This window comes from Paenibacillus chitinolyticus NBRC 15660 (genome assembly GCF_000739915.1).
GTDB lineage: Bacteria > Bacillota > Bacilli > Paenibacillales > NBRC-103111 > Paenibacillus_F > Paenibacillus_F chitinolyticus.
Map to the genome: position 1 here is coordinate 105,432 of NZ_BBJT01000013.1, position 23,065 is coordinate 128,496.

The 23,065-nt window shown below is 56.8% G+C and carries 20 protein-coding genes, 1 tRNA gene and 1 riboswitch; of the genes, 8 read left to right on the forward strand and 13 right to left on the reverse strand.

All coding sequences use genetic code 11. The features are described 5' to 3' along the window. Positions 1-78: 78 nt before the first annotated feature. The 5 genes from PCH01S_RS30675 to PCH01S_RS24700 form a co-directional block, all read right to left on the reverse strand. Positions 79-1,725 (reverse strand): polysaccharide deacetylase family protein, encoded by a 1,647-nt coding sequence (locus PCH01S_RS30675; protein ID WP_241688791.1) that lies wholly within the window; start codon positions 1,723-1,725, stop codon positions 79-81. Then, positions 1,718-2,932, reverse strand: a complete 1,215-nt coding sequence (locus PCH01S_RS24685) for an MFS transporter (protein WP_042234165.1) — start codon at positions 2,930-2,932, stop codon at positions 1,718-1,720. The genes PCH01S_RS30675 and PCH01S_RS24685 overlap by 8 nt, the downstream gene beginning before the upstream one ends. A 5-nt stretch (positions 2,933-2,937) precedes the next feature. Beyond that, complete coding sequence (locus PCH01S_RS24690; RefSeq protein ID WP_053228782.1) at positions 2,938-4,086, reverse strand: MGDG synthase family glycosyltransferase; 1,149 nt, start codon at positions 4,084-4,086, stop codon at positions 2,938-2,940. A 64-nt stretch (positions 4,087-4,150) separates the two neighbouring features. After that, positions 4,151-5,320 carry an MGDG synthase family glycosyltransferase gene (locus tag PCH01S_RS24695; protein ID WP_042234166.1) on the reverse strand — a complete coding sequence of 390 codons (1,170 nt, stop codon included), beginning with the start codon at positions 5,318-5,320 and terminating at the stop codon, positions 4,151-4,153. A 292-nt stretch (positions 5,321-5,612) separates the two neighbouring features. Continuing rightward, the gene (locus tag PCH01S_RS24700; RefSeq protein WP_042234168.1) at positions 5,613-6,470 is read right to left on the reverse strand and encodes a glycosyltransferase family 2 protein; all 858 of its coding nucleotides are present in this window, start codon (positions 6,468-6,470) and stop codon (positions 5,613-5,615) included. A 338-nt stretch (positions 6,471-6,808) separates the two neighbouring features. Between PCH01S_RS24700 and PCH01S_RS24705 the strand changes: the two genes are divergently transcribed. Beyond that, entirely contained in the window at positions 6,809-7,507 is a 699-nt protein-coding gene (locus PCH01S_RS24705; protein WP_042234170.1) for a response regulator transcription factor, read from the forward strand. A gap of 112 nt (positions 7,508-7,619) precedes the next feature. Here the strand turns inward: PCH01S_RS24705 and PCH01S_RS24710 are convergent, their stop codons facing one another. After that, positions 7,620-9,470, reverse strand: coding sequence for an ATP-binding protein (locus PCH01S_RS24710; RefSeq protein WP_042234172.1), 1,851 nt, complete (start codon positions 9,468-9,470; stop codon positions 7,620-7,622). A gap of 235 nt (positions 9,471-9,705) precedes the next feature. Here PCH01S_RS24710 and PCH01S_RS24715 point away from each other — a divergent pair, with 235 nt between their 5' ends. Both PCH01S_RS24715 and PCH01S_RS24720 read left to right on the forward strand, forming a co-directional pair. After that, entirely contained in the window at positions 9,706-9,945 is a 240-nt protein-coding gene (locus PCH01S_RS24715) for a hypothetical protein (protein ID WP_042234174.1), read from the forward strand. Between the two features lie 344 nt (positions 9,946-10,289). After that, positions 10,290-10,949, forward strand: a complete 660-nt coding sequence (locus PCH01S_RS24720) for a thiamine diphosphokinase (RefSeq protein ID WP_042234176.1) — start codon at positions 10,290-10,292, stop codon at positions 10,947-10,949. Between the two features lie 323 nt (positions 10,950-11,272). Here the strand turns inward: PCH01S_RS24720 and PCH01S_RS24725 are convergent, their stop codons facing one another. Continuing rightward, positions 11,273-11,803: a YfiT family bacillithiol transferase gene (locus tag PCH01S_RS24725; protein ID WP_042234177.1), complete on the reverse strand. Its 531-nt coding sequence runs from the start codon at positions 11,801-11,803 to the stop codon at positions 11,273-11,275. 231 nt (positions 11,804-12,034) lie between these two features. Further along, a riboswitch (purine riboswitch) is annotated at positions 12,035-12,135 on the forward strand. A gap of 183 nt (positions 12,136-12,318) precedes the next feature. On the opposite strand from PCH01S_RS24725, the gene PCH01S_RS24730 reads away from it, so the two are divergent. From PCH01S_RS24730 to PCH01S_RS24740, 3 genes are all read left to right on the forward strand, one after another. Next, positions 12,319-12,930, forward strand: coding sequence for a xanthine phosphoribosyltransferase (locus PCH01S_RS24730; RefSeq protein WP_042234179.1), 612 nt, complete (start codon positions 12,319-12,321; stop codon positions 12,928-12,930). Beyond that, positions 12,914-14,248, forward strand: a complete 1,335-nt coding sequence (locus PCH01S_RS24735) for a nucleobase:cation symporter-2 family protein (RefSeq protein ID WP_042234180.1) — start codon at positions 12,914-12,916, stop codon at positions 14,246-14,248. Before PCH01S_RS24730 ends, PCH01S_RS24735 begins: the two co-directional genes overlap by 17 nt. A 348-nt stretch (positions 14,249-14,596) precedes the next feature. Next, complete coding sequence (locus PCH01S_RS24740; protein ID WP_042234182.1) at positions 14,597-16,198, forward strand: S-layer homology domain-containing protein; 1,602 nt, start codon at positions 14,597-14,599, stop codon at positions 16,196-16,198. Positions 16,199-16,436: 238 nt separating this feature from the next. Here PCH01S_RS24740 and PCH01S_RS24745 read toward each other — a convergent pair whose 3' ends face one another. From PCH01S_RS24745 to PCH01S_RS24760, 4 genes are all read right to left on the reverse strand, one after another. After that, the gene (locus PCH01S_RS24745; RefSeq protein ID WP_042234185.1) at positions 16,437-16,892 is read right to left on the reverse strand and encodes a MarR family winged helix-turn-helix transcriptional regulator; all 456 of its coding nucleotides are present in this window, start codon (positions 16,890-16,892) and stop codon (positions 16,437-16,439) included. Between the two features lie 23 nt (positions 16,893-16,915). Next, positions 16,916-17,395: a glutathione peroxidase gene (locus PCH01S_RS24750; protein ID WP_042234186.1), complete on the reverse strand. Its 480-nt coding sequence runs from the start codon at positions 17,393-17,395 to the stop codon at positions 16,916-16,918. A 239-nt stretch (positions 17,396-17,634) separates the two neighbouring features. Further along, positions 17,635-18,372: a UMP kinase gene (gene pyrH / locus PCH01S_RS24755; RefSeq protein ID WP_042234188.1), complete on the reverse strand. Its 738-nt coding sequence runs from the start codon at positions 18,370-18,372 to the stop codon at positions 17,635-17,637. Between the two features lie 210 nt (positions 18,373-18,582). Continuing rightward, complete coding sequence (locus tag PCH01S_RS24760; protein WP_042234228.1) at positions 18,583-19,026, reverse strand: Lrp/AsnC family transcriptional regulator; 444 nt, start codon at positions 19,024-19,026, stop codon at positions 18,583-18,585. A gap of 159 nt (positions 19,027-19,185) precedes the next feature. Here PCH01S_RS24760 and PCH01S_RS24765 point away from each other — a divergent pair, with 159 nt between their 5' ends. Beyond that, positions 19,186-19,740 (forward strand): cysteine hydrolase family protein, encoded by a 555-nt coding sequence (locus PCH01S_RS24765; RefSeq protein ID WP_206735013.1) that lies wholly within the window; start codon positions 19,186-19,188, stop codon positions 19,738-19,740. Between the two features lie 319 nt (positions 19,741-20,059). Here the strand turns inward: PCH01S_RS24765 and PCH01S_RS24770 are convergent, their stop codons facing one another. Then, the gene (locus PCH01S_RS24770) at positions 20,060-21,256 is read right to left on the reverse strand and encodes an MFS transporter (protein ID WP_042234230.1); all 1,197 of its coding nucleotides are present in this window, start codon (positions 21,254-21,256) and stop codon (positions 20,060-20,062) included. Between the two features lie 142 nt (positions 21,257-21,398). Next, a tRNA-Thr gene (locus tag PCH01S_RS24775) sits at positions 21,399-21,470 on the reverse strand. Positions 21,471-21,718: 248 nt separating this feature from the next. On the opposite strand from PCH01S_RS24775, the gene PCH01S_RS24780 reads away from it, so the two are divergent. Continuing rightward, positions 21,719-23,005 carry an SPL family radical SAM protein gene (locus PCH01S_RS24780; protein WP_042234192.1) on the forward strand — a complete coding sequence of 429 codons (1,287 nt, stop codon included), beginning with the start codon at positions 21,719-21,721 and terminating at the stop codon, positions 23,003-23,005. Positions 23,006-23,065 lie beyond the last annotated feature (60 nt).

The window sequence follows — 23,065 nt, forward strand, 5'->3', positions numbered from 1 at the left end:
CCTCCAGATTACTAGAAAAAGGCGCTTACATCAAGCTGCCGGAACAAAAGCAGGCAGGCAATCCCCGGACTCCCGGAATTACCCGCCTTTTCCCGCCACTCCGTCCGGAAGCTCTTGAAGAACGGCACCGTAAGCTTCCTCCGGGTAATAAGCGCCGGAGGAAGGCTCTGCCGCGCTCAATCCGGGAGCATAACGTTTTTTCATCTGGCTGGTCGACATCGCGATAATGCGCGGATTCAGCCGGGCCGTGTTCTCCTGCAGGCGTCCGAATCCACCGGGATGAAGCATCCCGAGCAGAACACGCAGGTACAGTGTCGAGGACCAGCGCCACAGGCGGTTATGCAGCGGCAGAACGGTAAATCCGAACTGCTTGGTGCCGCGGTGGATCATGGAAATGCCGTACACGCCCTTAAGATCGGCAAGGGTCGGGTCCGTCAGCAGGCGGTGGGCCAGTCTGGGCATGGATTTGTCCATGGCCCGGATCATCTGCACGGCCAGCTTCATCATGGAGGAGTTTTGCGATCCGGCCTGGCGCAGCCATTCGTTGTCGAGATGAAGCTCCGCCACCTTGTCGCCCGGGCGGATGATCTCCCCGTCCTCGAGAACCAGCTCCTGCCCGTGGTACGCCCGGATGCGGTAGTGGAGGAAGCGGTGCTCGGAATCTCCGGGCTGAATCCGGTACAGCCGGTGAAACAGCCGCTCCCACAGCATCCAAGCGCGCAGGGCCAAACCCCGGTGCTTCCCCGGGGGCTGTGGCTCGCTTTGCGGCGCTTCACGGGCGGGCGCCGCTTCCATCACGGGCTGCGGGAGCTGCGCGCTCACGGCCTCACCCGTGGTCCGCGGGCCGGGCACGGCAGCCTGCGGGTCCCGTGCGGTCGCAGCCGCTCGGTCTGCGGACCGGGGGCCATGCGCGGCAGCCGCCGCTCCGCCAGCAGCCTGCGATGCCCGATCGCGCGGCGAGGACGCTGCCGGCAGGGCGGTCCGCTTCTCGGCGCTGCGGCGGACGAGCCGCTCGGGAAGCCTCCGGCCCGGAAGATGCTCGTCAATACGCGCAAAACGGATGCCCCGCCGGCGGGCATCCTCCAGCACATCCGCGAGTGCCTCGATCATATAGCCCGGCGCATCGGGGTTCGCGCCCAGTGTGTCGCCGCTGTCGTGCAGGAGAATGACGGCGCCGTCTTTCACTTTGCCGATCAGCTTCCGTTTGATCTTGTCGGTCCCCCCTCTGCTGCGCCAGTCAAAAGCGGCCATGGACCACAAGACGATACGGAATTTGCGGATCAGCAGAAAATCGAACACGTTGAAAACGCCCCACGGGGGACGGTAATGAACCGGCCGTATCCCGGTAATGCGTTCGATCACGTCTGCCGAATGTTCCAAGGTGCGGCGCACCTTCCAGGGGGTCATGAGAGCATTGGAATGGTGCATATAGTTGTGCAGCCCGACCAGATGCCCTTCCTCGTGCATACGCCGGATCAGATCCGGGTAGTGCTCCGCCTTGGCGCCCAGCACGAAAAAAGTGGCTCTCGTGCCTTTTCGGGCAAGCAGATCCAGCAGCTGCGGCGTATACTGCGGATCGGGGCCGTCGTCAAAAGTCAATGCGGCGCACGGGCTGTCGCTTCTGCTTTTAAACACGCCGTATCCGAGGCGCCGGATCAGGAAGGTAGGCACAAGCGTGTAGATCAGATAGAAAATAAAGACTACCCAGATAATTCCTTCAACCACGGTACGTCACCCCCTTTACGGCGGCTTTGCCGTCTGTCTTATCTGAAGGTTGAAGCGGCACCAGTATGTACCACAGAGCGATGGCTCCCAGCAGGACCCCGCTTGATGCAATCACGAAAACCTCGCTGTACCGGTCCGCCAGCCAGCCCCCGAGAACCGGCCCTATAAAAGCACCCAGTCCTTCGACACTGGAAAGCGTCCCCCAGCCCATCTCCTGGTGCCCTTTGGGAACGTAGAGAGCCATCAGGGCATTCCAGGCCGGCAGCACGCAGGCGTAGGAAACGCCAAGCAGCGCAGCCGTCAGCAGCGCAAACTCCAGTTCTTTTATAAACGTCATGACATACAAGGCCGCCGCCAGAAACGCAAACCCGAGGATCAGAAATCCGCGGAGCCCAAAGCGGTCGGAGAGCTTTCCCATCGGCATTAAACAAATGACCGTGCACAACCCTCCGGCCAGCAGAACCATGGAATATTCCGCATACTGCAGGCCCATGACTCCAGAGGCGAACCCCGGAAGAACAGGGACGAGCAGACCGGCCGCAAGAGTTTGCAGCATCATCGGAGGCAGGAGCGGTTTCGCTGCGCCGAGCTGTTTTTTGAGTACGCCGGCCTGCACTTTCCACGTGACGGTTTTCCTCCGCGTCCCTTCGGCCCTGCCCCCCATTCCCATAGAAAGCAGGCAGCCCAGCCCCCACAGTCCGAGCAGGATAAAATACGTGACCGACAGACTGTAATCCAGCACAAAATTGATAACGACGGGGCCGGCACCGAGTCCGGTGAGCCAGACGGTATACAGGACCCCCATTTGAAAAGCGCGCTGTTCGGCCGTTATGCGGCTCAGACAAACGAGCCAGATCGGGGAAATTCCGACTCCGAATAGAGCCGCCGACAGGAGAAAAATAAACACGTTGTGCGGTCCCTGCAGCAGAAGCAGCCCCATCAGAGAGAAGAACATCCCTCCGCCGACGATAACCCGGGCGGGAAACCGGTCGAGAAGAAGCCCCGCCAGCCCTTTTACAATCATATCGACTACATAGTGAATGGAAATCGCCAGACCGACAACCGTCACGGGATAATGAAGTACATTCGCCGCATATACGGGCAAATAGGAGAGCAGGTAAGCGCCCCGGACGAATTCCACGACAAATAGAATGAACGCGTACCCGATTAATCGGGCGGAAAGCCGGCGCTGTTTGCTCTCATCCATCGTTCTCACCTCGCTTGTTCGCTGCTGCGGGCAGGATGATGCCCGATCTCTTCTAGAATATGCGAGACAATCGTCTGGCCCGCATTTTTTTTGTGCAGATTGCGGGCAGACGTGCGGGCAGACTCCGGCGGCCATTCTCCGCGGATAACACGTCCGACCTGCCGGACAAGCTCATCCGGGTTAAAAGCGGCCAGCGCCGCGCCCTTTTTCACGAAATAATCGGCGTTTTCTTTCTCCTGGCCCAGAAACGGGCGGTAAACGATAACGGGTACATCCAGCGCAAGCGCCTCAGATAAAGTAACGCCGCCTGCTTTCGTAATCATGCAGGCGGAAGCCGCCATCAGCCGGTGGATGTCCTCCACAAAACCGTGCACGCACACGCGCTCCTGTCCGGCGAAAGCCGTTTCAAAATACCGCTTCAAGCGCTCATTGCGGCCGCATACGAGAACAATTCTCACGTCCGGAACGTCCCGGAGGAGCTTGGCGCAGAGCCCGCGCAGACCCCTCAGCACGCCGTACGCACCCGCCATCATAAGCACAAAGGGAGCCGCCTGCTCGGCCTCTCCGCTTGTTAACGCGGCGTTCCCGTCTCCTGCAGCCTGAAAGGAAGGACGCAGCGGGATGCCGCTGACTTTGATGTTATCCGCCGGTACGCCCTTTGCGACCAGCAGGGTTTTCAGTTCCTCCGAAGGAACGAAATAATGCTGTACGTCCGGGTGAATCCACCGGGAGTGAAGATCGTAATCCGTCACGATCGAGAAAGTCGGAATCGTCTCCCCGCTGTGCGGTCCCGAATCCGGCATCCCCTTGAGGGGGAACGTGTTTACCACAGCCGCAGGCTGATGTTCGCGGATCATTTGGCGGAGCTTGCGGTCTCCCAGGGAGTGAAGCCATCTGGAAAGCAGGGCGTCCGCCCGCATTTCTTGCGTCAGGTAGTAGCTGAGGCCGTAAAGGCCAATGGAAGATGTTTTCAGATACACGAAGCGGGTGAAGGAATTGAACCAGGGATGCGCCTGTGCGAACAAGTCCACAAGCTCTACGTTGCTGACGCCTTGGGTTTCAAAGCTCTGCCGCAGGGCCCGGGATACTTGCAGATGGCCGTCTCCGTAACTGGCATAGAGGATGAGTATTTTCGCATCGGGGTTCATGGGCATAACCACGCTTCCTGCTATGGAATAGGGTTATTATACGAAGTTTGCGTAAACATTATTGTCGCTTTTACCAAATTTCTTGTAAAGCCGCCGCATAACGCCGTTCGCTGCGGGTTTCCAGCACGATTCGCACCGCTTCAGCCGACGCGTTGGACCGTCGCGTTCTGCCCAGGTTCTCCCGCATGGTATACAGCAGCGACGGACTTCTCAGCAGAATGCCCAACTGTCCGATCAAATCGTTCATGTTCTTCGCTTTCACGGCGATTCCCGCCTGCAGAAGGAAACGGGCATTGTCCTCTTCCTGTCCCGGAAGGGACTTGTAGATCACGATCGGCAGCTTCATGGCCATCGCTTCCGAGATGGTGAGGCCCCCCGGCTTCGTGACGAGTAGATCCGCCGCGGCCATCCATTCGTGTACGTTGTTCACGTAACCGGTAGCGAGAATCCGATGGCGGGAATGAGACGCCAGCTCCGTAATCTGCGCGCGGAGCTTCTCGTTATTCCCGCAGACGACGACCAGCTGCGTCCGGACCGGCAGCGCTTCGAAAGCTTCAAGCTTGCTCGCCAGCTCGCCGCCCATCATCCCGCAGCCTCCTCCCATGAACAGGATCGTCGGCAGCTCGGGGTCGAGTCCGAGCAGGCGGCGTGTCTGGGCACTCTCGTAGGTGCCCTGGAATTCCGGACGGATAGGGATGCCCGTTACCTCGATGCGTCCTGCGGGCACACCCGCCTGGATCAGCCCATCCCTGACGGTGTCGGAACCGACCAGGTACTTGTCGGTCTCCGGGTACACCCAGTAGCTGTGGTCCGTATGGTCCGTTATGACCGTTGCCGTAGGCACGTCGTACAGGCCGTAAGCCCGGACGGCGGACATCGCTCCCGCAGCCGGAGGGAAGGTGGACACGACCACCGTCGGCTCCACTTCACGGAGCAGCTTCATCATGCGGCCTAAACCGAACCGGTTGAACTGCTTCAAAATGTACGAGAAAAGGTTGGCTTCTCTCGTTTTGTTATATACATATCCGTACGCCGACGGGAACGTCTGTAGTCCTTTCAAAAACATGTACCGCCCGATGGAATTCATGAAGGGATGCGTCCACTCCATAAAATCGAGCAGGACCGTCTCCGCTCCCGGATACCTCTGAGCGATCTCGCGGCGAATCGCTTCCGCCGCCTGTTTATGCCCGTCTCCATAGCTTCCCGAGAGAATCAATACTTTATGTCCGTTCTTTTTCATGGTCCGCAACCCTTTCCGTTAACCTTGTTCTTGTCACTATTCTACTCGGTCGGGAGGGGGAATCAGAACCGACTCACGACGGTTTTTGTACCTGGTCTTAGGTCCAGGTAGCCCAGGCAGCCCGATTCCCTCCCGTCTCTTCGTATATCCGGCAAGAGCAGACAACAAAAAGCCTTCCGGGCAGCAGCGGCTGCAGAAGGCTTCTGTTCTAAGAGGTTGCGCTTGGTTGAGTAAGCTTCTGTGCCGTCCATCCGTTATCCGCACCTTACGGGGATAACACGGATGCTTCCAGTTAAACAGACTCGGCTTGTTCCGCCAGACGCGAGACCACCGGCTCGCCGTCCCATATAATCGTGGACGAGGCTTCTCTTTGACGCATGTGCGGTTTGTCCAGCAGGGTGAAAAAGTTTTCCGAAGGCAGCTCACCCAGACCGTGTTTGGCACACAGCCTGCCGAGGTACGGGTTCCCTTCCTGCCGGTTTCCCGAAACGTTATCCCCTTTCAGCGAAAAAGCGTAGAGTACGCTCGCGACGGGAACTCTGACGATTTTATAAGAACCGGCGGTACGGAGAAAAAAGTCCCAGTCCCAATAATGATGCACCTCGGGGTCGTACTCGCCCAGGGTGTCGTGGATGCACCTCCGGTACAAGGTGCCTGACGGGACATACGTCGAGAATTTCCTCATCTCCGCGAGATCGAACTCGTAAGCGAACAGCCGGCGGCTGACCGGAATACGCGTGCGGCCTTCCACCCGGTAATCAAACAGCTCCACATCGGAATAGGCGAAGTCCGCTCCGGTCTCTTCGAGAGCGGCAAGCATGCGCCTGATATGCCCCGGCGTCAAGAGATCGTCGTCGTCGCAAAGCAGAATCAGCTCTCCGCGAGCGCGGCGGAGCGCCTCATTGCGGGCATGCACATGCTTTAAATTGACCGGCTGGTTAATGACCGTGACGGCTAGCTCCGGGAAGGCTTCCGCCACAAAATCCACGGACACGCCGGCATCGTTCACCACCAGCACTTCCAGGTTCGGGTAGTTCTGCGCCGCCAGCGTCTCCAGCAGCTCGCCCAATACGTAAGGGCGGTTATATGTAGGGACAACAGCCGATATAAGCGGTTCTTTGGGTGTTTTCGGTGATTGCGATTCTCTCACTTGGGAATCCGTTCCTTTCCGTTGCAGCAGGAGTCATCATTTCGTTTCCTCTTTACTATACATGATGGAACCCGTCCGCGTCTGTATGTTCATAAGCCTGTTGATAAGTATGCCATTCTATGTCATTATGAATAAAGATTTTTGAAAATAGGGCTTAGTGCCTATATATAGTACCTAGTCATTTACGAAACCAAGGATTTTTCCTTTCATTTTAGGCAAAAAAAGGATAGAATGTAGGGTATAAACCTTTTTTGTTAGGAAAAAAGTAACGGCTTGTCAAGTTACACTTGGAGTTTTTTTCCTTTTTTAAGCACCGGCAGCAGCTAGGAGGTTTCTTCATGCAGGCAAGTAAAATTCTTGTTGTCGACGATGATCACCATATTTTGGAGATTGTTTCCTTGTATTTACGGCGCGACGGCTTCGAAGTCATTACCGCCGATCACGGGGATCATGTGCTTCAACTGATCACGGAACAACGTCCCGACCTTATTCTTTTGGACATTCTGCTTCCCGGCATGGACGGTATCGAACTGTGCCGCCAACTGCGGAAAACAAGCGACATCCCGGTTATTTTCCTGTCGGCGAAGAGCGAAGACATCGACATCATTCTCGGGCTGAGCATAGGAGGAGACGACTACGTCACGAAGCCGTTCAGCCCCGCACAACTTGTCGCCCGCGTGAAAGCGCTGCTTCGGAGATGCTCTTCATCCCGCAATCTTGCGGACCAGCACGTGCTGAAATTTCCCGATCTGGAGATTGATCTGCACAGTCATATCGTGAAGGTTCAGGAGCGGCCTATCGCCTTGTCCGCCAAAGAATTCGATCTGCTCAGCCTGCTGGCGCAAAATCCGAACCGCGTCTACCGGATTGAGCAGCTTTTCGAGCAGGTCTGGAGCCTGGAGAGCTTCGGCGATCCCCGGACTCTCATCGTTCACATCAGCAACCTCCGCAAAAAAATCGAACCGAACCCGTCGGACCCCCGGTATATCATTACCGTGCGCGGAGTCGGTTACAAATTCAACGGAAGTCCCGTCTGATCGGACGCCGGTACGTTAACTCAGGGCACGGCACGACGGAAAGGTGCTCACGGCGGTACGCCAAAGCGGTGCGGCCTGCACCACGGCACCAAAAAACGGCGTAACCCGAAGGTTACGCCGTTTTGATATGGACAGGCAGTATGATATCAATGGTCGTCCCGAGACCCAATCGGCTGGAAACCCGCAGGATGCCCGCATGGTTCTCGATAATTTTATTGCTGACCATGAGACCCAGCCCCGTCCCGTTTTCTTTCGTCGTAAAGAACGGTTCGCCGATCCGCGTAAGGTGGCCGGGCTCGATTCCTTTTCCCTGATCGGCGAAACGGATTCCCACCTTGTTCTTGGGCAGCGCGGACACCGTAATGTGCAGCAGACCGCCTTCCGGCATCGCTTCGATCGCATTTTTCACCATATTAATGAAGACCTGCTTAAGCTGGTTCGGATCGCAGTCTATCTTCGGAATCGCGCCTTCCTCCTCAAGAATGGCGCTCACCCCCGCCTCTTTGCGCTGGTTATCGAAAAGCTGGAGCGTTTCCCTGAGCAGAGGTAGCACTTCGTGCCGGTCGAAACGGCTGTTTACAGGCTTGGACAGCAGCAGAAAATCGTCGATGATCTCGTTCATCCGGTTTACTTCGGAACTCATCATGGCCAGATAAGGCGCATCCGGCGCCTGCTTCCGCGAAAGCTGCAGAAAACCGGAGATAATCGTCAACGGATTGCGGAGTTCGTGAGCCATTCCCGCGGACATCTGACCGACGAGCGAAAGTTTCTCCGAGCGTTTGAGCTGGAGCATAATATCCGCAAACTGGCGGATGAGCAGCACGACCAGCAGCAGGATAAAGACCGAGACCCCCAGATACGTCATAGGCGAAAACTGGATGATAATGTTCAGCCGGTTCTGGAAAATATCGATCAGGCCGGTCAGGCAGATGACCCCGATCCCGACCAGAAGCAGTTTCGCCCCCCGGTTTCCCTTCATCGCGCAGACCGCCGCCCGGACGATCACAAGCGGCATGCTTAGAACCAGCAGCAGCTGGTACCAATCGACGATTTCCACGACGGAGACGACGCGGCATGCGTGCAAAAGCAGGGTCCCCGTGCTGTATGCAAGATGCAGCTGCCAGGCTCTTCTTATGTATGCGCCCCTGCCGGAGCCGAGTAAATGCTCCACAAACATCAGGATGCCGATTACGCCTCCGAACAGGGCGATCAGCTCCGCATAGGTCAATATGGCCGGGTGGTCGAAAACGAGATAAACGACCGACGAGCGGCAGATGCTGTAAATGCCGAAACAAATGGAAAATAAGCTGAAATCGAGAAAAACTTTGTGGCTGCGCAAACCGAGAAAAACACAAAAGGCCATGATTCCGGCCAGTATGTAGCTAACCCCCAGCACGGCCCGGAAAAACTCCTGCCGGACCATCCGCTTGATAAAACCGCTTTCGGAGCCGTACATGGCCCCGTCCTCTATCCCGATATTCCGCGACTCCGACTGAAGATGAACATACAGCATCCCCTGCGTATTTTCCGGCAGCGGGACAATTCTTCTGGGCGTTCCGTAGTAGCGGTATTTCCGCCCTTCCTGCCAATCCCCGAAGCGGTAGGCAAGCCCTTGTTCCGTATACACTTCGACGTTGTCGAAAGCGCGGATAAGCAGGCCCGGATCAGCCGCTTTATTAGGAGGGAGCGGTACCCGCAGCCACAAATGGCTCCGGCCCATCCGGTCCTGCGGATTCAGCAGTTGATCGGCCGCTTTCCAATCTCCGCTGCTGTGCGGCGGCCCTTCCGTTCGTCCGGCCCCCTCTTCCTCCGACCAGCAGTACTCCCAGTTCTCCAGCAGGACAGGCGGGGCATTCACACGCATAGGCAGGGAAGTTTCGGCCCGGACGTCTTTCACTCCGATGAATAAGAAAAGAGCCGTAAATACGAGCCCTAATGCAATAGCTTGAATGAACTTAGTCATGTTCTACCCTCTTGCCAACCTCAATTGCCTAGTTTTCGACAATTCTTGGTTTTTCTGTAAGTAGATATGGTTCTTTTACCTACTTTTCGATTCGGAAGGACAGTTTCCTGTCCCCCTATCAAATTTTTATGATTTTCAACAATTATCGACATTTTATGCGCAAAAGATTAGGATTCTCCCGAATTTTTTTGTCGAAATAAGGACCATATTATATGAAGAGAAAGGAGGGTGAGTCATGTCCAACGACAAAACCATGGACCCTATGAGCCACGAAACGGTTGAAACGGACGGCATATATGCGGATGAAGCCGGCCGGGAAGTCACGCTGAAACGGGGCGATAAGTTCCCCGCCGATCTTGTATTGGGCGAAACGACCTGGGAGATGAAAGGCTTCTCCCTGAACGAAGCGGAAATCGATCACCAGCAGACAGAAAATACGCCGCCTCGTCAACATGCCAAAACCGGCGACCGGTAATTGCCGAACAGCGGGCCTCCGGGCCCGTTTTTTTTACGCACCTCTACCCAATACGGGCCAAGGTAAAATAGGTCGCAAGCTTCCGCGTCCGCGCTGCCCTGCTGGATTAAGCCGGACCGGAAGATTCGGCTGCCGCTCCGTTTGAGCCTAGGGCTGCCGCAGGCCGTCCCCGTCCGCCATGCTTTGCCGGTACGTACGGCCAGGGTGCGCGTGCCTGCGGAATTTTGCCGCCTCGCCGCTGTTTCCTTATATGCTTCACGTGCTTCACGTTCGTTTCCGGTTATCGGCCCCTGTGGTATAATGAAACTTCCATTTCAAAGAACGGAAGGAGCCGTTGTGCCGTTATGACGCTTACGCAGCAGCGGATTTTTATTGTCACCGGGGGAGCATTCGGCCCTTGGGCGGAAGAGCATCTGAATACGCTGAATCCCGGGACGGATCTACTCGTCGGAGCCGACCGCGGCGCTCTCCATCTGGTCCGCAGCGGTTACCGCCCCCGGCTGTCGCTCGGGGATTTCGATTCCGTCACACCGGAGGAACTGGCCGAAATCCGCAGCGGCAGCGAAGAATTCACAGCCTGCGATCCCGTGGACAAGAACTGGACGGATACGGAGCTGGCTTATACTTGGGCGCTTGAGCGCAGCCCGTCGGAAATCATTCTTCTCGGCGCGCTGGGCACCCGTCTCGATCATACCCTGGCGAATATCCACCTGCTCCGCAAAGGAGCGGAGGCCGGAATCCGTTCCCGCATCATCGACGATCACAACGATATCGAGCTGGTACGGGACCGCATCGTGATTACAGCCGGGCCTTATGCGCAGGTTTCTCTTCTTCCCTTAACGACGGAAGTAACCGGCATTACGCTGTCCGGCTTTCAGTATCCGCTGGAAAATGCAACTCTTCAGATCGGACAGTCGCTCGGAATCAGCAATGTGCTTCAAGCCGGGCAAGGGACGATCTCCATCCGCTCGGGACTTCTCCTCGTGATCAGAAGCAGAGATTAAAGTTCCGACCGGAACGTCTCTGAACTCGCAGCCTGGGGATTGGAATCATATGTAATCTATTTGGAGGCGATCCGTCCTCAAATCCTTATATAACAAGCCTTCGGCCGGCATCCCAATTGGAACATTTTAGTACGTACCGGCTTAAAAATCAAACAAGCCCCGGAGCGGCAGGGATTTTCACGCCGCTTCCGGGGCTTGTTTATGCAGGCCGCGCCCGGGTTTGTACAAATTCTTTGATGAATGTGTCGTTTTCTTGACTGTGCGGGGACCCGCAATTTTTTCCTATTAAAAAAGGAACCGGCCTATGCTTGCCTGCCGCGCCGTCAGTGCCAGCTCATCCGCTCTCTGAGCGAAGTGACATGAGCGGTGTGATGCTTGCCGTGCCAGACATACAAGCCGAGACCGCGCGCCAATGTAGTCGGCCCGTTCACCGGATGCAGGAACGTCCGGGCCCAGCCCGCTTCATCCAGAGTCCGGAGCCACCGCACCCAACGGTCGTGCAGCGCGTCCAGCAGCGCCAGCGAAATCTCCGGCGGAGCCGTCTTCCCGTCTTCGAGTTCCGCCCACAACTGCTCTTCATAGGGCTTAATGACAGGCTCATTCTCCGTCGCGCCCAGCTTGAAGCGGACATAGCTGTTCATATGGCTGTCCGCCACATGGTGGATAACCTGGCGAACGGTCCAGCCGTCGGGGCGGTACGGCGTATCGAGCTGCTCCTCGGTCAGCCCGGCAACGGCCCTGCGCAGCCGAGAAGGAGCGGCCGCAAGTTCTTCGAGCCAGTCCTGAATTTGTTCCGGGGAAATCTCACCCTCGTAAGTAAAAGTTCCGATCGGATAACGCAAATCTTCTCCCATATCGTGAACGCCTCCTCCGCTTTTGGGCCATTATAGCACAAGCCCCTGCCGACGCCGAACCACTCTTTCCCTTTCCCTGGACATTACAAGGGTCAATTCCCTCCTCATCTGCCATGAACTGGCATATAAACGAACAAAGAAATCCCGTTTCCATCAAAAAGTTCGGCTTTTCGACATTTTCTTCTTTTCAACCCTTCGTCCTCTGGAGTATAATGAAGCCATCATTCAACAGCCAACCGTAAACAGCCAGCTCGTATAAAGGCAGGAATAGGCCTGCCAGTCTCTACCCGGTCACCGTAAATGACCGGACTACGGGTGATGACAAATTCCGGATCCACGGACGGTTTTAATCCGCAGGAAGGCCTTTGCGCCCTCTCTGGGACTACCCGCTTCCGCGCATTTGCGGTTATTTGCCTTTGTCACTCGATGAACACGGCCCTCCGGGGTCCGGTGCAGATTCGGGTTTTTTGCGTTTTTCGTTTCAACTCATTATTTCATTTATGGGGGATGCCAGCATGGAGCTTTTAAAAAGAAAAATCGAAGATGAAGGAACGGTCCTGTCGGGACAAGTTCTGAAAGTGGACGCTTTCCTGAATCACCAGATCGACCCGGTTCTGATGTTGGAAATCGGCAAAGAATTCAGCCGTCTTTTCGCCGGCGAAGGCGTAACCAAGGTTCTGACGCTGGAATCCTCCGGCATTGCCCCGTCCGTAATGGCGGCGCTCGAAATGAAGGTGCCCGTCGTGTTCGCCCGCAAGCAGAAATCGCTCACGCTGACCGACAATCTGTATGTAGAGCGCGTTTATTCCTTTACCAAACAGCAAACGAACGAAGTCACTGTCGCCAAAAAGTTCCTGTCCGCCGATGACCGTGTTCTCATTATCGACGACTTCCTCGCCAACGGCGAAGCCGCTCTCGGTCTGGCCAACATCGTCAAAGCGGCCGGCGCCGAAGTAGCGGGGATCGGCATCGTGATCGAAAAGTCGTTCCAGCCGGGCGCGGACAAGCTCAAGGCCGCCGGCTACCGCGTCGAGTCGCTTGCTCGTGTAGCTTCGCTGGATAACGGAAAAGTAACCTTTCTGAATAACAGCGTCTCCGAGGAGGATACTCATGTTCAACTGGTTTAAGACCGGCTCTCTGGGACTCCAGCACGTTCTCGCCATGTACGCGGGCGCCGTGATCGTACCGATCATCGTGGCAGGCCAGCTTCATCTCCCGCCCGAGCAGCTCTCCTACCTGATCTCGATCGACCTGCTCACCTGCGGGATCGCGACTCTCCTCCAGGTATGGGGCAACCGCATCTTCGGCATTAAGCTGCCCGTAATGCTCGGCTGCGCGTTCCAGGCCGTCGCTCCTATGATCGCCATCGGCGGCCAGCACGGCATGACGGCGATTTACGGCTCTATCATCGCGTCGGGCTTGATCATCTTCGTGTTCGGCGGTCTACTGGGCAAGCTCGCCCGCTTCTTCCCGCCGGTCGTCACCGGGTCCGTCGTCACCATCATCGGCCTGACGCTCATTCCCGTCGCCATTCAAGACATGGGCGGCGGCCAGAACAGCGCCGATTTCGGCAGCCTGCAAAATCTGGCCTTGTCTTTCGGTGTTCTGCTCTTCATCCTGATCATGAACCGCTTCTTCGGCGGCTTCATCCGGGCCGTTTCCATTCTGCTCGGCCTGATCTTCGGCACGATTGCCGCCGCCTTCATGGGCAAAGTCAGCTTCCAGGGCGTGCTTGACGCTTCGTGGTTTCACATGGTCCAGCCGCTTTATTTCGGCGTCCCGACCTTCCACCTCACGTCCATTCTGACCATGACGCTTGTGGCCATCGTTTCCGTCATGGAATCGACCGGCGTGTTCATGGCGCTCAGCAAAATTTGCGACAAAGACCTGACGGACCGGGACCTCGCAAGAGGCTACCGTGCGGAAGGGCTCGCAAGCATCATCGGCGGCCTGTTCAACTCTTTCCCATACACGACTTATTCGCAAAACGTCGGGCTCGTCCAGTTGACGAAAGTCAAAAAGAGAAGCGTGATCGCCGCCGCGGGCGTGATTCTGATCCTGCTCGGCTCCGTGCCTAAAATCGCGGCGCTCACCATGCTGATCCCGACCGCCGTACTCGGCGGGGCAACGATTGCCATGTTCGGCATGGTCGTATCCTCCGGCATCAAATTGCTCAGCTCGGTAGACCTGAACCAGCATGAAAATCTGCTGGTCGTCGCCTGCTCCGTAGGCATGGGCCTGGGCGTAACGGTAGCTCCGACCCTGTTCAGCCACCTTCCCGAAAGCGTGCAGATTCTGACCGGAAACGGTATCGTAGCCGGAAGCTTCACGGCGATTGTGCTGAACCTGATTTTTTCGATCGGCAAATCCCGTTCCAAAGCTCCGGATTCTCACAGCGCTCCGAATCAGGAAAAGCATGAATTCAGCCTGAAAGCGTCGAGCTGATTAGAATAAATTTAACCCGATCCGGGAGTTCCTCGAATCCCCGGATCGGTTCAGAACCCGCTTCGCTCCACAGAGCCGAAGCGGGTTCTTGGCGTATAATCCGACGTTGGCCTCTCTGCCGCGGTTCTAACGCCCGGTCCCGGCCGCGTTCCTCTGCTGCGGTTTGTGGCGTCCGGTCCGAGCTCCGCTTCTCATCGGCGGGGATTGAGTCCGGCCGGCCGGCTCTCTTTTCTAATAATTGCGGGTGCTACAGCCGATATAAACGATAAGTGTGAATACAGTCCGCCATATTAGGACGTTTATACGTATTTATACTCACCCATCACCCGAAATGAAGAGGAATCCGATATGAAAATGAGACTCTTATCCTTAAAAATCATTCTGGCGATTTTACTTATTCTTCCTCTGTTTCCGGCAGGGCCTGCGCGGGCGGGCTTAACCTCTACCCCGTTCCCGGATGTGGACAGCGCGAAATACAGCTGGGCGGTCCAATCCATCACTTTTATGGCCCAAAGCGGGGTTCTGCAGGGCTATCCGGACGGTACCTTCAAGCCGGGACGGTACGTAAACAAAGAGGAATGGGCGGTTATGGTCTACCGGCTGTTCGACAAATACCGGCCGAGCCTCAGATCGGACGCATTGAATTACAGCCGGCCGTCGTACGTCGATGTCCCTCCTTCCCACTGGGCTTACCGGGAAATCAGCGATACGTTCGTGGCGGTAGGAGATATGACCGTAACCGCACGCAGCGGCAAACCTGTGTTCAATCCCGAATATGCGTTTACGCGCTGGGATTTGGCCATGATGCTGTACGGACTTTACGGGATAGACGGGGGACCGGAATCCACCAACGTCTGCGGCGACATGAACCGGTTCAAGGATATTACGACCCGGCTGTTCAATACCGAGAACGAGCTGGAATCTTTCCGGAGTAAAGACAACCGCTACAATTCGGAGCTCCCTCCGGGCACCATTTATCCGATTCTTTTCCTGAAGGAAGCGGACGGTACGTGCGGCGCCAACTACGACGACTACAGCGCACTCGCCGCCGGCGCGCTGATTGAGATGAACAAAACGGGCATCCTGACGGCCGACGCGGCCGGAAAGTTCTATCCTTCGGCCAAACTGACGCGTGCCGAGGCGGTGACGGTACTCCACCGGATTCTCGACCACCTGAAGACGCGGGGAGTACTCGGCAATTATTCCAGCATCAACCCTACCGGCATCCTCCGTCCGGTTCCCATGCCCGCCCCTAAACCCGGCGAAGCCGCGGAAGGACCGGGACCGTTCGACCGCGATCTCCAGCGGGACGGCGAGTTCAACACGATCGTTTACCCGAACGGGAAAAAATATATGCGGCTCGAGCTGACATCCAAAGACGCTGCCGATCTGTACCTGTACATGAACGGAGACATTGCGTTCCTTCGTCAGGAAGAGCTGCCCCGGTACATCCAGGTAGACCGCGTCAGCCAGATCGGGATCAAGTCCCAGAGCCGCAATCCGGAGAAACGGTCGCCGCTGGCCGCCTACCCGGCTACGCTAAAGGTGACGTTCTACGACGAGATTCCCTCCACGGGAACGGGAACTGGAACAGGAACGGGCACGGGTATCGGTAAGCCGGGCAAAGACAACGGCGGACAAACCGGCGGCATAACGGCACCGCCCGGAGCGGCGGCCGTGCAGGACCTGAGAAGCCAGGGCGAGATCAATCAGACTTTTGCCCCGAATGGCTCGAAGTACATGAATGTTAACCTGGTATCCCAGGATAAAGTCGATGTTTATGTACAGCTCGGGACGGGCACCGCTTTCCTTAAGCAGGAGGAACTGCCGGCCAAGGTCAATGTGCAGGGCATGTCTTCCGTTACGGTCAGAACCCAGAGCCGCAATCCGGAGAAACGGACCAGCCAGCAGACCTACAACGCTTATCTGTATGTGACTTTCTCCAACTGACAACGGGTCCCATAGGAGCGTTTGCCGGAACGAAAATGCGCCCCTCCCCGGCAAGTGGCAGGGGCGGTCCTAAGGAAATTAAAATATTCGTGAAATCCAAAAAACGCAAGGTTCTCTTCTCGAGAACCTTGCGTTTTTCATAGGTATTAACGGCTGCCTCCAAAACTCATACCGTCTTCCCGTTCGGTGAACGGTTTGAAGCGATCTTGGATTCCTGCCGGCGTTCGGCGTCATCCGTCTACTCCTCGCTGTTGCGGTTAGCGTGGTTCACCGCCGCCAGCAGCTGCTTCACCCGCTCCAGCAGATCGCCGACCTGTTCTTCCGTTCCGCCTGCGCGGGCCATAAGCTGCGCCGGTATGCACGTGCTGGGCTGCTCCAGCGCGCGTCCTTTGTCCGTCAGCGTAATGACGACACTCCGCTCGTCACGGCTGGAGCGGGTACGCTTCAGGAGACCGGAAGCTTCCATTCTTTTGAGCATCGGAGTCAGGGTGCCCGAATCGAGGAAGAGCCGTTCGCCGAGCTCTTTTACGGTCGATTCGTCTTTTTCCCACAGCACGAGCAAAACCAGGTACTGGGGATACGTCAAACCCAGCTCTTCGAGCATGGGGTGGTACATCCGCGTAATTTCACGCGAACAGGCATATAGCGCAAAGCAAAGCTGATTCTCTAGTTTCTGCTCAGATGGTGGATTCATAGGGCTCTCAATCCTTATTCTGCTTATTCCGCCAGCAGTTTCTCGATATCTCCGGAAATTTTGGACGGTGCGGTCGTCGGCGCATACCGGCTGACCACGTCGCCCGAACGGTTAACGAGAAACTTGGAGAAATTCCATTTGACCTCTTTGGACAAAATTCCTGCCGTATGGCGGGTTAAATATTGGAACAGCGGGTGCGCGTCGCTTCCTTTGACATCAATTTTGGAGTACATCGGAAACGTAACGCCGTAATTGACCTGGCAGAACTGTTCAATCTCCTCATTGGTTCCCGGTTCCTGCTCCATAAACTGGTTGCTGGGAAAACCGAGTACGACAAGACCTTGGTCCTTGTAGGCGTCATACAGCTCCTGCAGTCCTTGATACTGCGGGGTAAAGCCGCACTTGCTCGCCGTGTTGACGATGAGCAGCACTTTGCCCTTATAGTCTTCAAGCGATTGTTCTTCTCCGTTAATCCGCTGAGCCGTAAACTCATACACACCCATCTTCATAACCTCCCGGGTTCATTCGACTGCTTCATTTATTAGATTGTGCAAAATTAAAACACTTAAAATTAATATACGTCTGCGGGAAGAAAAAGTCAAATGACCTTGGGAATGGATGCACCTGTGAACGGGTGCTGTTTCATTCAGGGACAAGGGACCGGGAATCCGGGGGCCGGAGACCCGTGCCGTTCGTAAAAGTCCGGCGTGCCCCTGCCCGCCGTGTTCCGTCGACACTTCTGCTATACGCTGAAAGTCAGCTTCGCCGCTTCATGGATCGTGGTACCCGAATGAATGCCGGTCACGATTTTTTTCATGGAACCCGGCTTATCGAAGTTAAACACGTGAATGGGCATCCCATAATCTCTTGCGAGGATAAAAGCGGACTGGTCCATTACCCGCAGATCGTTCTGAAGCACATCGTTGTAATGCAGCGATTCATACATGCGGGCATCCCCGTATATATTCGGGTCCTTGTCGTAAACGCCGTCCACCCCCTGCTTCGCCACCAAAATGGCGTCGCAGTTAACTTCGATGGCCCTCTGGACCGAGGGATAGTCCGTCGTAACGAAAGGCTGGCCGTTGCCGCCCGCGAAGATAACGATGTAGCCTTTTTCCAGATGGTGAATCGCTCGCAAACGTATATAAGGCTCCGCCACCGACGTAACGGGAATCGCGGTCATCACGCGCACTTCGGCATTCGTTCTCGCTTTCAGCACGCCGCGCAGCATAAGGCTGTTAATGACCGTAGCCAGCGTGCCGATATTGTCGGCCTCCGCCCGCTCGATGCCCCAGTTCTCTCCCATATTGCCGCGGAAAATGTTCCCTCCGCCGATCACAAGCGACACTTCCACGCCGAGCTCCAGCACCGACAAAATTTCACGGGCGATATGCTCCAGTCTCTCCGGGTCGAATCCGAAATCGCCGCTGCCGGCTACCGCTCCTCCGCTCAGCTTGATCAATACGCGTCTGTACTTCATCCCTTCACCTCCGGAAAAATAAAAAACACCAAAGCCTGAACGGCCTCAGTGTTCCAAATAGGAAATAGGAAACGATGCTTGCTTCTGAATACTCCGGTTCCACCGCTTCATATCCCCCACACCTTTCCCAATGTCTCAAGAAACTATTATAAACGTATGTACAAAGATTGCAAACATGAACGCGGACCGCCGGATTTCTTCATGAATGATTTACAGGACCGACTCCTTCACAGGCAGAATCGGAGCCTGAGCGAGCGGCGAAGATAAGACCACGAGCGTGGACGGCTTGCCGAACTCCATAGACGCGTCGATAAAAGTCTCCAGTTCACGGACGGAGCTTGTCACCAGCTTGGTCAAATAACTGTACGGCCCCGCAATGCGGTGGCATTCGGCAACTTCCGGAACCTGACGGACAAACTCCACATACCGGCGGCAGTGCTCCGTTTCCATCAGGATATAAGCGATGACCGCTTTACCTACGGCTTCCGGGGATACGACGGCGCGATACCCCTTCAAAACTCCCTTATCCTCCAAGCGCCGAACCCGTTCGGCGGCCGCCGGCGAAGTGAGACCCACCTGCTTTCCGAGCTCCGTCATGCTCATTCTCCCGTTCTCCTGAAGCAGCGCGAGTATGCTGCGGTCTGTCTGATCCAACTCTTTCTCCCCCACTTCTTTCTTTTTTAAAATGCGGCCGTTCAAAAGCTTTCAAAGTCAAGGCGAACGAACATCTTTCCTTTCAGTATAACCTGTAATCCGAGCGCTCCGGCAAGTAAAATGAATAGCAACTACGAAAGGAGCTGTCAACGGATGCAACTGAACGATAAAGCGGTTCTGCTAGTGATCGATGTCCAGAAGGCGTTTGACGATCCGCGCTGGGGAAGGCGAAACAACCCCGAAGCGGAGAACAACATCGCCCTTCTGCTGAAAGCCTGGAGAGAGACCGGACGGCCGGTCATCCATGTGCAGCATATCGGGGTGACGCCGCAGTCCTTGTTCCGAGCCGGCAGCGCTGCGGTAGAGCCCAAACCCGAGGCGCTGCCTATGCCTTACGAAGCCGTTATCCGCAAGTCGGTGAACAGCGCCTTCATCGGAACGGACCTGGAGGCGCGTCTTCGCGTGCTCGGCTGCACCGAGGTGGTCGTCGCCGGCCTCACGACCAACCACTGCGTGGAGACGACCGCCCGCATGTCCGGGAACCTCGGGTTCCGTACGATTCTCGCTGCCGACGCTGCGGCGACTTTCGATCGTACGGGCCCGGACGGACGCGTTCATGCGGCCGAGGACATCCACGCGATGACGCTGGCGAACCTGCACGGCGAGTTCGCCGAGATCGCGGATACTCGCACGCTGCTGGAAGCGGTGCAGTGAGCGTGCTCCGGATCTTTTCTTCTTTTAGATGACATAAAGTCCATGGCGTGTATGATTAAAGCGGCGAATATTTTGCGGGGCTGATGGCTCGTATCTTCAATCATTACCGTCGTTAGCTGTCCACACAAAATTCCTGAATAGTACTGGCTTCCCATAGCCGGCTGCATCTCTTTATTCCAAAAAAGGTGAACCTATGAAAAGAGGGGCGGGCGGAGCTCCGACTTTACTTCGGCCCCGGGGGCCGGACTCCCTGCACAAAAAGCGGTCCCGGGTAACCGGAACCGCTTTTCCTTTTCTATATGCGCCGAGAGTAGTGGCATCACGCCGTATGGACGGTCTTGGCCGTTTTGTCGTCCAGCGCCTGAAGTACCTGGAGGCAGATGAATCCGCACAGCCCGATCATCCCGTAAATCACCCAAGGCCAGACTGTCCCGCCGTACTCTCCGCTCAGCCACGTGCCCAGGTAGTTGCCGATCGTCCCGCCGACCGCGTAAGAGAGCCCGAAAGCCCCATAGAAGGCGCCCGTATCCTCGTTCATGCTGTACTCCGCTATCGCAATGTCCACCCCCGGCAGCACAAGCGTCTCGCCCGAAGTAAACACCAGCACGCAAAGCAGGACCCAGAGTACCGAAGGCACCCACGGAACCGCCAGAAGGCCTAATCCGATAATCAGCATGCCGTATTTGACGATCACGGCCGCCGGATTTCGCTGAAAAACTCCCCGCAGCAGAAACATAAACAGAACCGCGTACAGTCCGTTGAAAATTACGACACTGCTGACCAGACGTTCGTTTCCGCTCATCCGGTAAACTTCGAGCGGCAGCGAGACGGACAACTGCGTAAACATGATCCAGAACATCGCCATTGCACCTGAAAACGCGAGGAACGGTCGGTTTCGCAGCACTTTTTTGTAGCTGTCGAGCATTTTGGCGGAATGCCGGCCTTTCGGAAAGCTTTTGGCCTGAGTCAGAAGCAGCAGCGAAACAAGCAGAAACAGACCGGCCCCGAACAACATCGGGTAAGACGTATGGAAAGAAACGAGAATGCCTCCGGTAACGGCCCCTAGAACCGCACCTGCATTCAGCGCCTGATTGAAGTAGGTGAACGCACGCCTTCTCAGAACATGCGGCAGGTTGCCGAACAGCGATTTGATGGACGGCTCGTACATGGCCGGGCCTATGCCGATAAAACAAGCGGCGAGCACAAGCCCGCCGAAGCTGTCCAACGCGTAAATCCCCAGGTACCCCAGCGCAGCCAGAAAAGTCCCCGCTACCAGCATCGTGCTGTAGCCGATCCGGTCCCCGATCATGCCGGAAAAGAGCGGCACCACCTGGTTGATCAGCAGGGCGACCGTCAGGACGGTTCCGGACTGCCAGGCGGGGAACTGCAGCGTATGGGTCAGATAGACGGCCAGAAACGTAAATACGGAAAACCGGCCCATATTAATGAAGACGGTGGCCGCTATGATTTTCCGGGCGAAACCGGGCAGGCTCATGTTGTTTTTCTCTTCTGGCATGGTAATAATGTCTCCTTCCGGCTGGTGGGGAATCTGGCTGACTGCGGACGTAAGGCCCGTGAAACCGTGAACAATCGGGACAATATAAAAACGCGACCCCTCGAAAGCGAGAAACCGCGTTATTCCAATGGTTGTATAAAGATGCTGGTGAAGGGAATTGAACCCCCGGCCTACGCATTACGAGTGCGTTGCTCTACCCCTGAGCTACACCAGCATATTCCGAAGCAAATCGTGCCGGGCAAAACCGACATGTATAAGAATATACCCGCCCGCAAAAATTGTCAAGACTCTTTCCGACCTCTTTCGGCTAACAAAAACAAGATCCGACAAAGCTTGTCCCGCTCAGGTAAAACAAGGAAAAAACAGCCATGTTCCTCCCGTATGAAGGCCGGTTCGGGTATGCTATACTATACGCAAACATATGTTCTGTTTTACTATTCTGAAACGGGAAGGTAACCTGCCATGAACCCTGTCCGCTATGAAAAGATTACGGCCAAACAAGTGCTGAATCCGGTGAAAACTCCGGCGATGCCTTTCGAGCATTCCATCAATCCGTACCGCGGCTGCCAGCACGGGTGCAGCTTCTGCTACGCTCGGGCGATGCACGCCTTCCTCGGGCTGAACGGCGATGATACCTTCCAGACGAATATCCTGATGAAGGAGAACGCGCCCGAAGCGCTGCGGGAGCAGCTCCGCAAAGCCGCGCGCTCCCGCAAAGGCCTGGCCGGGATCGGCCGCATCGCCATCGGAACGGCAACCGATCCGTACCAGCAGGCGGAGGGCCGCGCCAAGCTGACGCGCGGCTGCCTCGAGGTCCTCACGGAGTACCCCGTGCCGCTGACGATCACGACCCGGTCCCCGCTCATTCTGCGGGATCTGGACTTGCTCCGGAAGCTGCCCGTATACGCCGTGAACATCAGCCTGAACACGCTGAACCGGACGACCTGGCGCAACTTCGAGCCGGGCGCCCCTTCCCCGTCGAAGCGGCTGGAGACGGTGCGCGCATTGACCGATGCCGGGATACCGGCCGGCATCTTCATGGCCCCCATGCTCCCTTACATTACGGATGGCCGGGATGAGCTCGAAGAGCTTATTGCGGCCGCGGCGGAGCATGGCGCGCAGTTTGTGATGGCGTCGTACCTGCGCCTGAGCGCCTCGGACGTCAAGGTGTGGTTTTTCGAGACGATCCGGCGGCACTATCCGCAGCTCGTCGGCAAGTACGCCGGGCTGTATGCGTCCTCCGCATATGCGCCTCGCGAGTACCGCGATCCCGTCCGCCGGTACGTCGACGAACTGCTGGAGCGGTACGGGCTGCGCGACTTGGACGAGGAGGAAGAGGCGCCTCGTCCGGGGGAGCGGGCTGCCGGCGCTGCGACCCCCGGCCGTTCAAGCGGGAAGCCGCTTGAAATCGCCTGGGAGCCGCCCGCGGGCAGTCCCGGCAGTGCCTGCGGCGGCTGCCCTGCCGCGAACGCGGGTGCGGGTGCTGTAGCGAGCGCAGGTGCGGCGGCGAGCGCGAGTGCTGTAGCGAGCGCAGGTGCTGCCGCGGACGGCGGATTCGCCGGCGCAGCCGGAGACAGCGCAAGCCGCAGGGGATTCGCCGACGGCTCGCGCACGGCGCGGCAGAGCGCAGGAACCCCCGGCGCAGCTCAGGCAGTCGCGGCCGCGGACGGCACGGCAGCAGCCGAGGCGGGAATGCCGCTGGCGCTTGAGCCCGACTCGCCTCCGGCGCAGCTCGTGTTCACCTTTTAAACGCTGCGCTCTGGGGCTTTGCCTTTGTCGGCGCCGCATTAGAGCCCGGGTTGCTCCGGG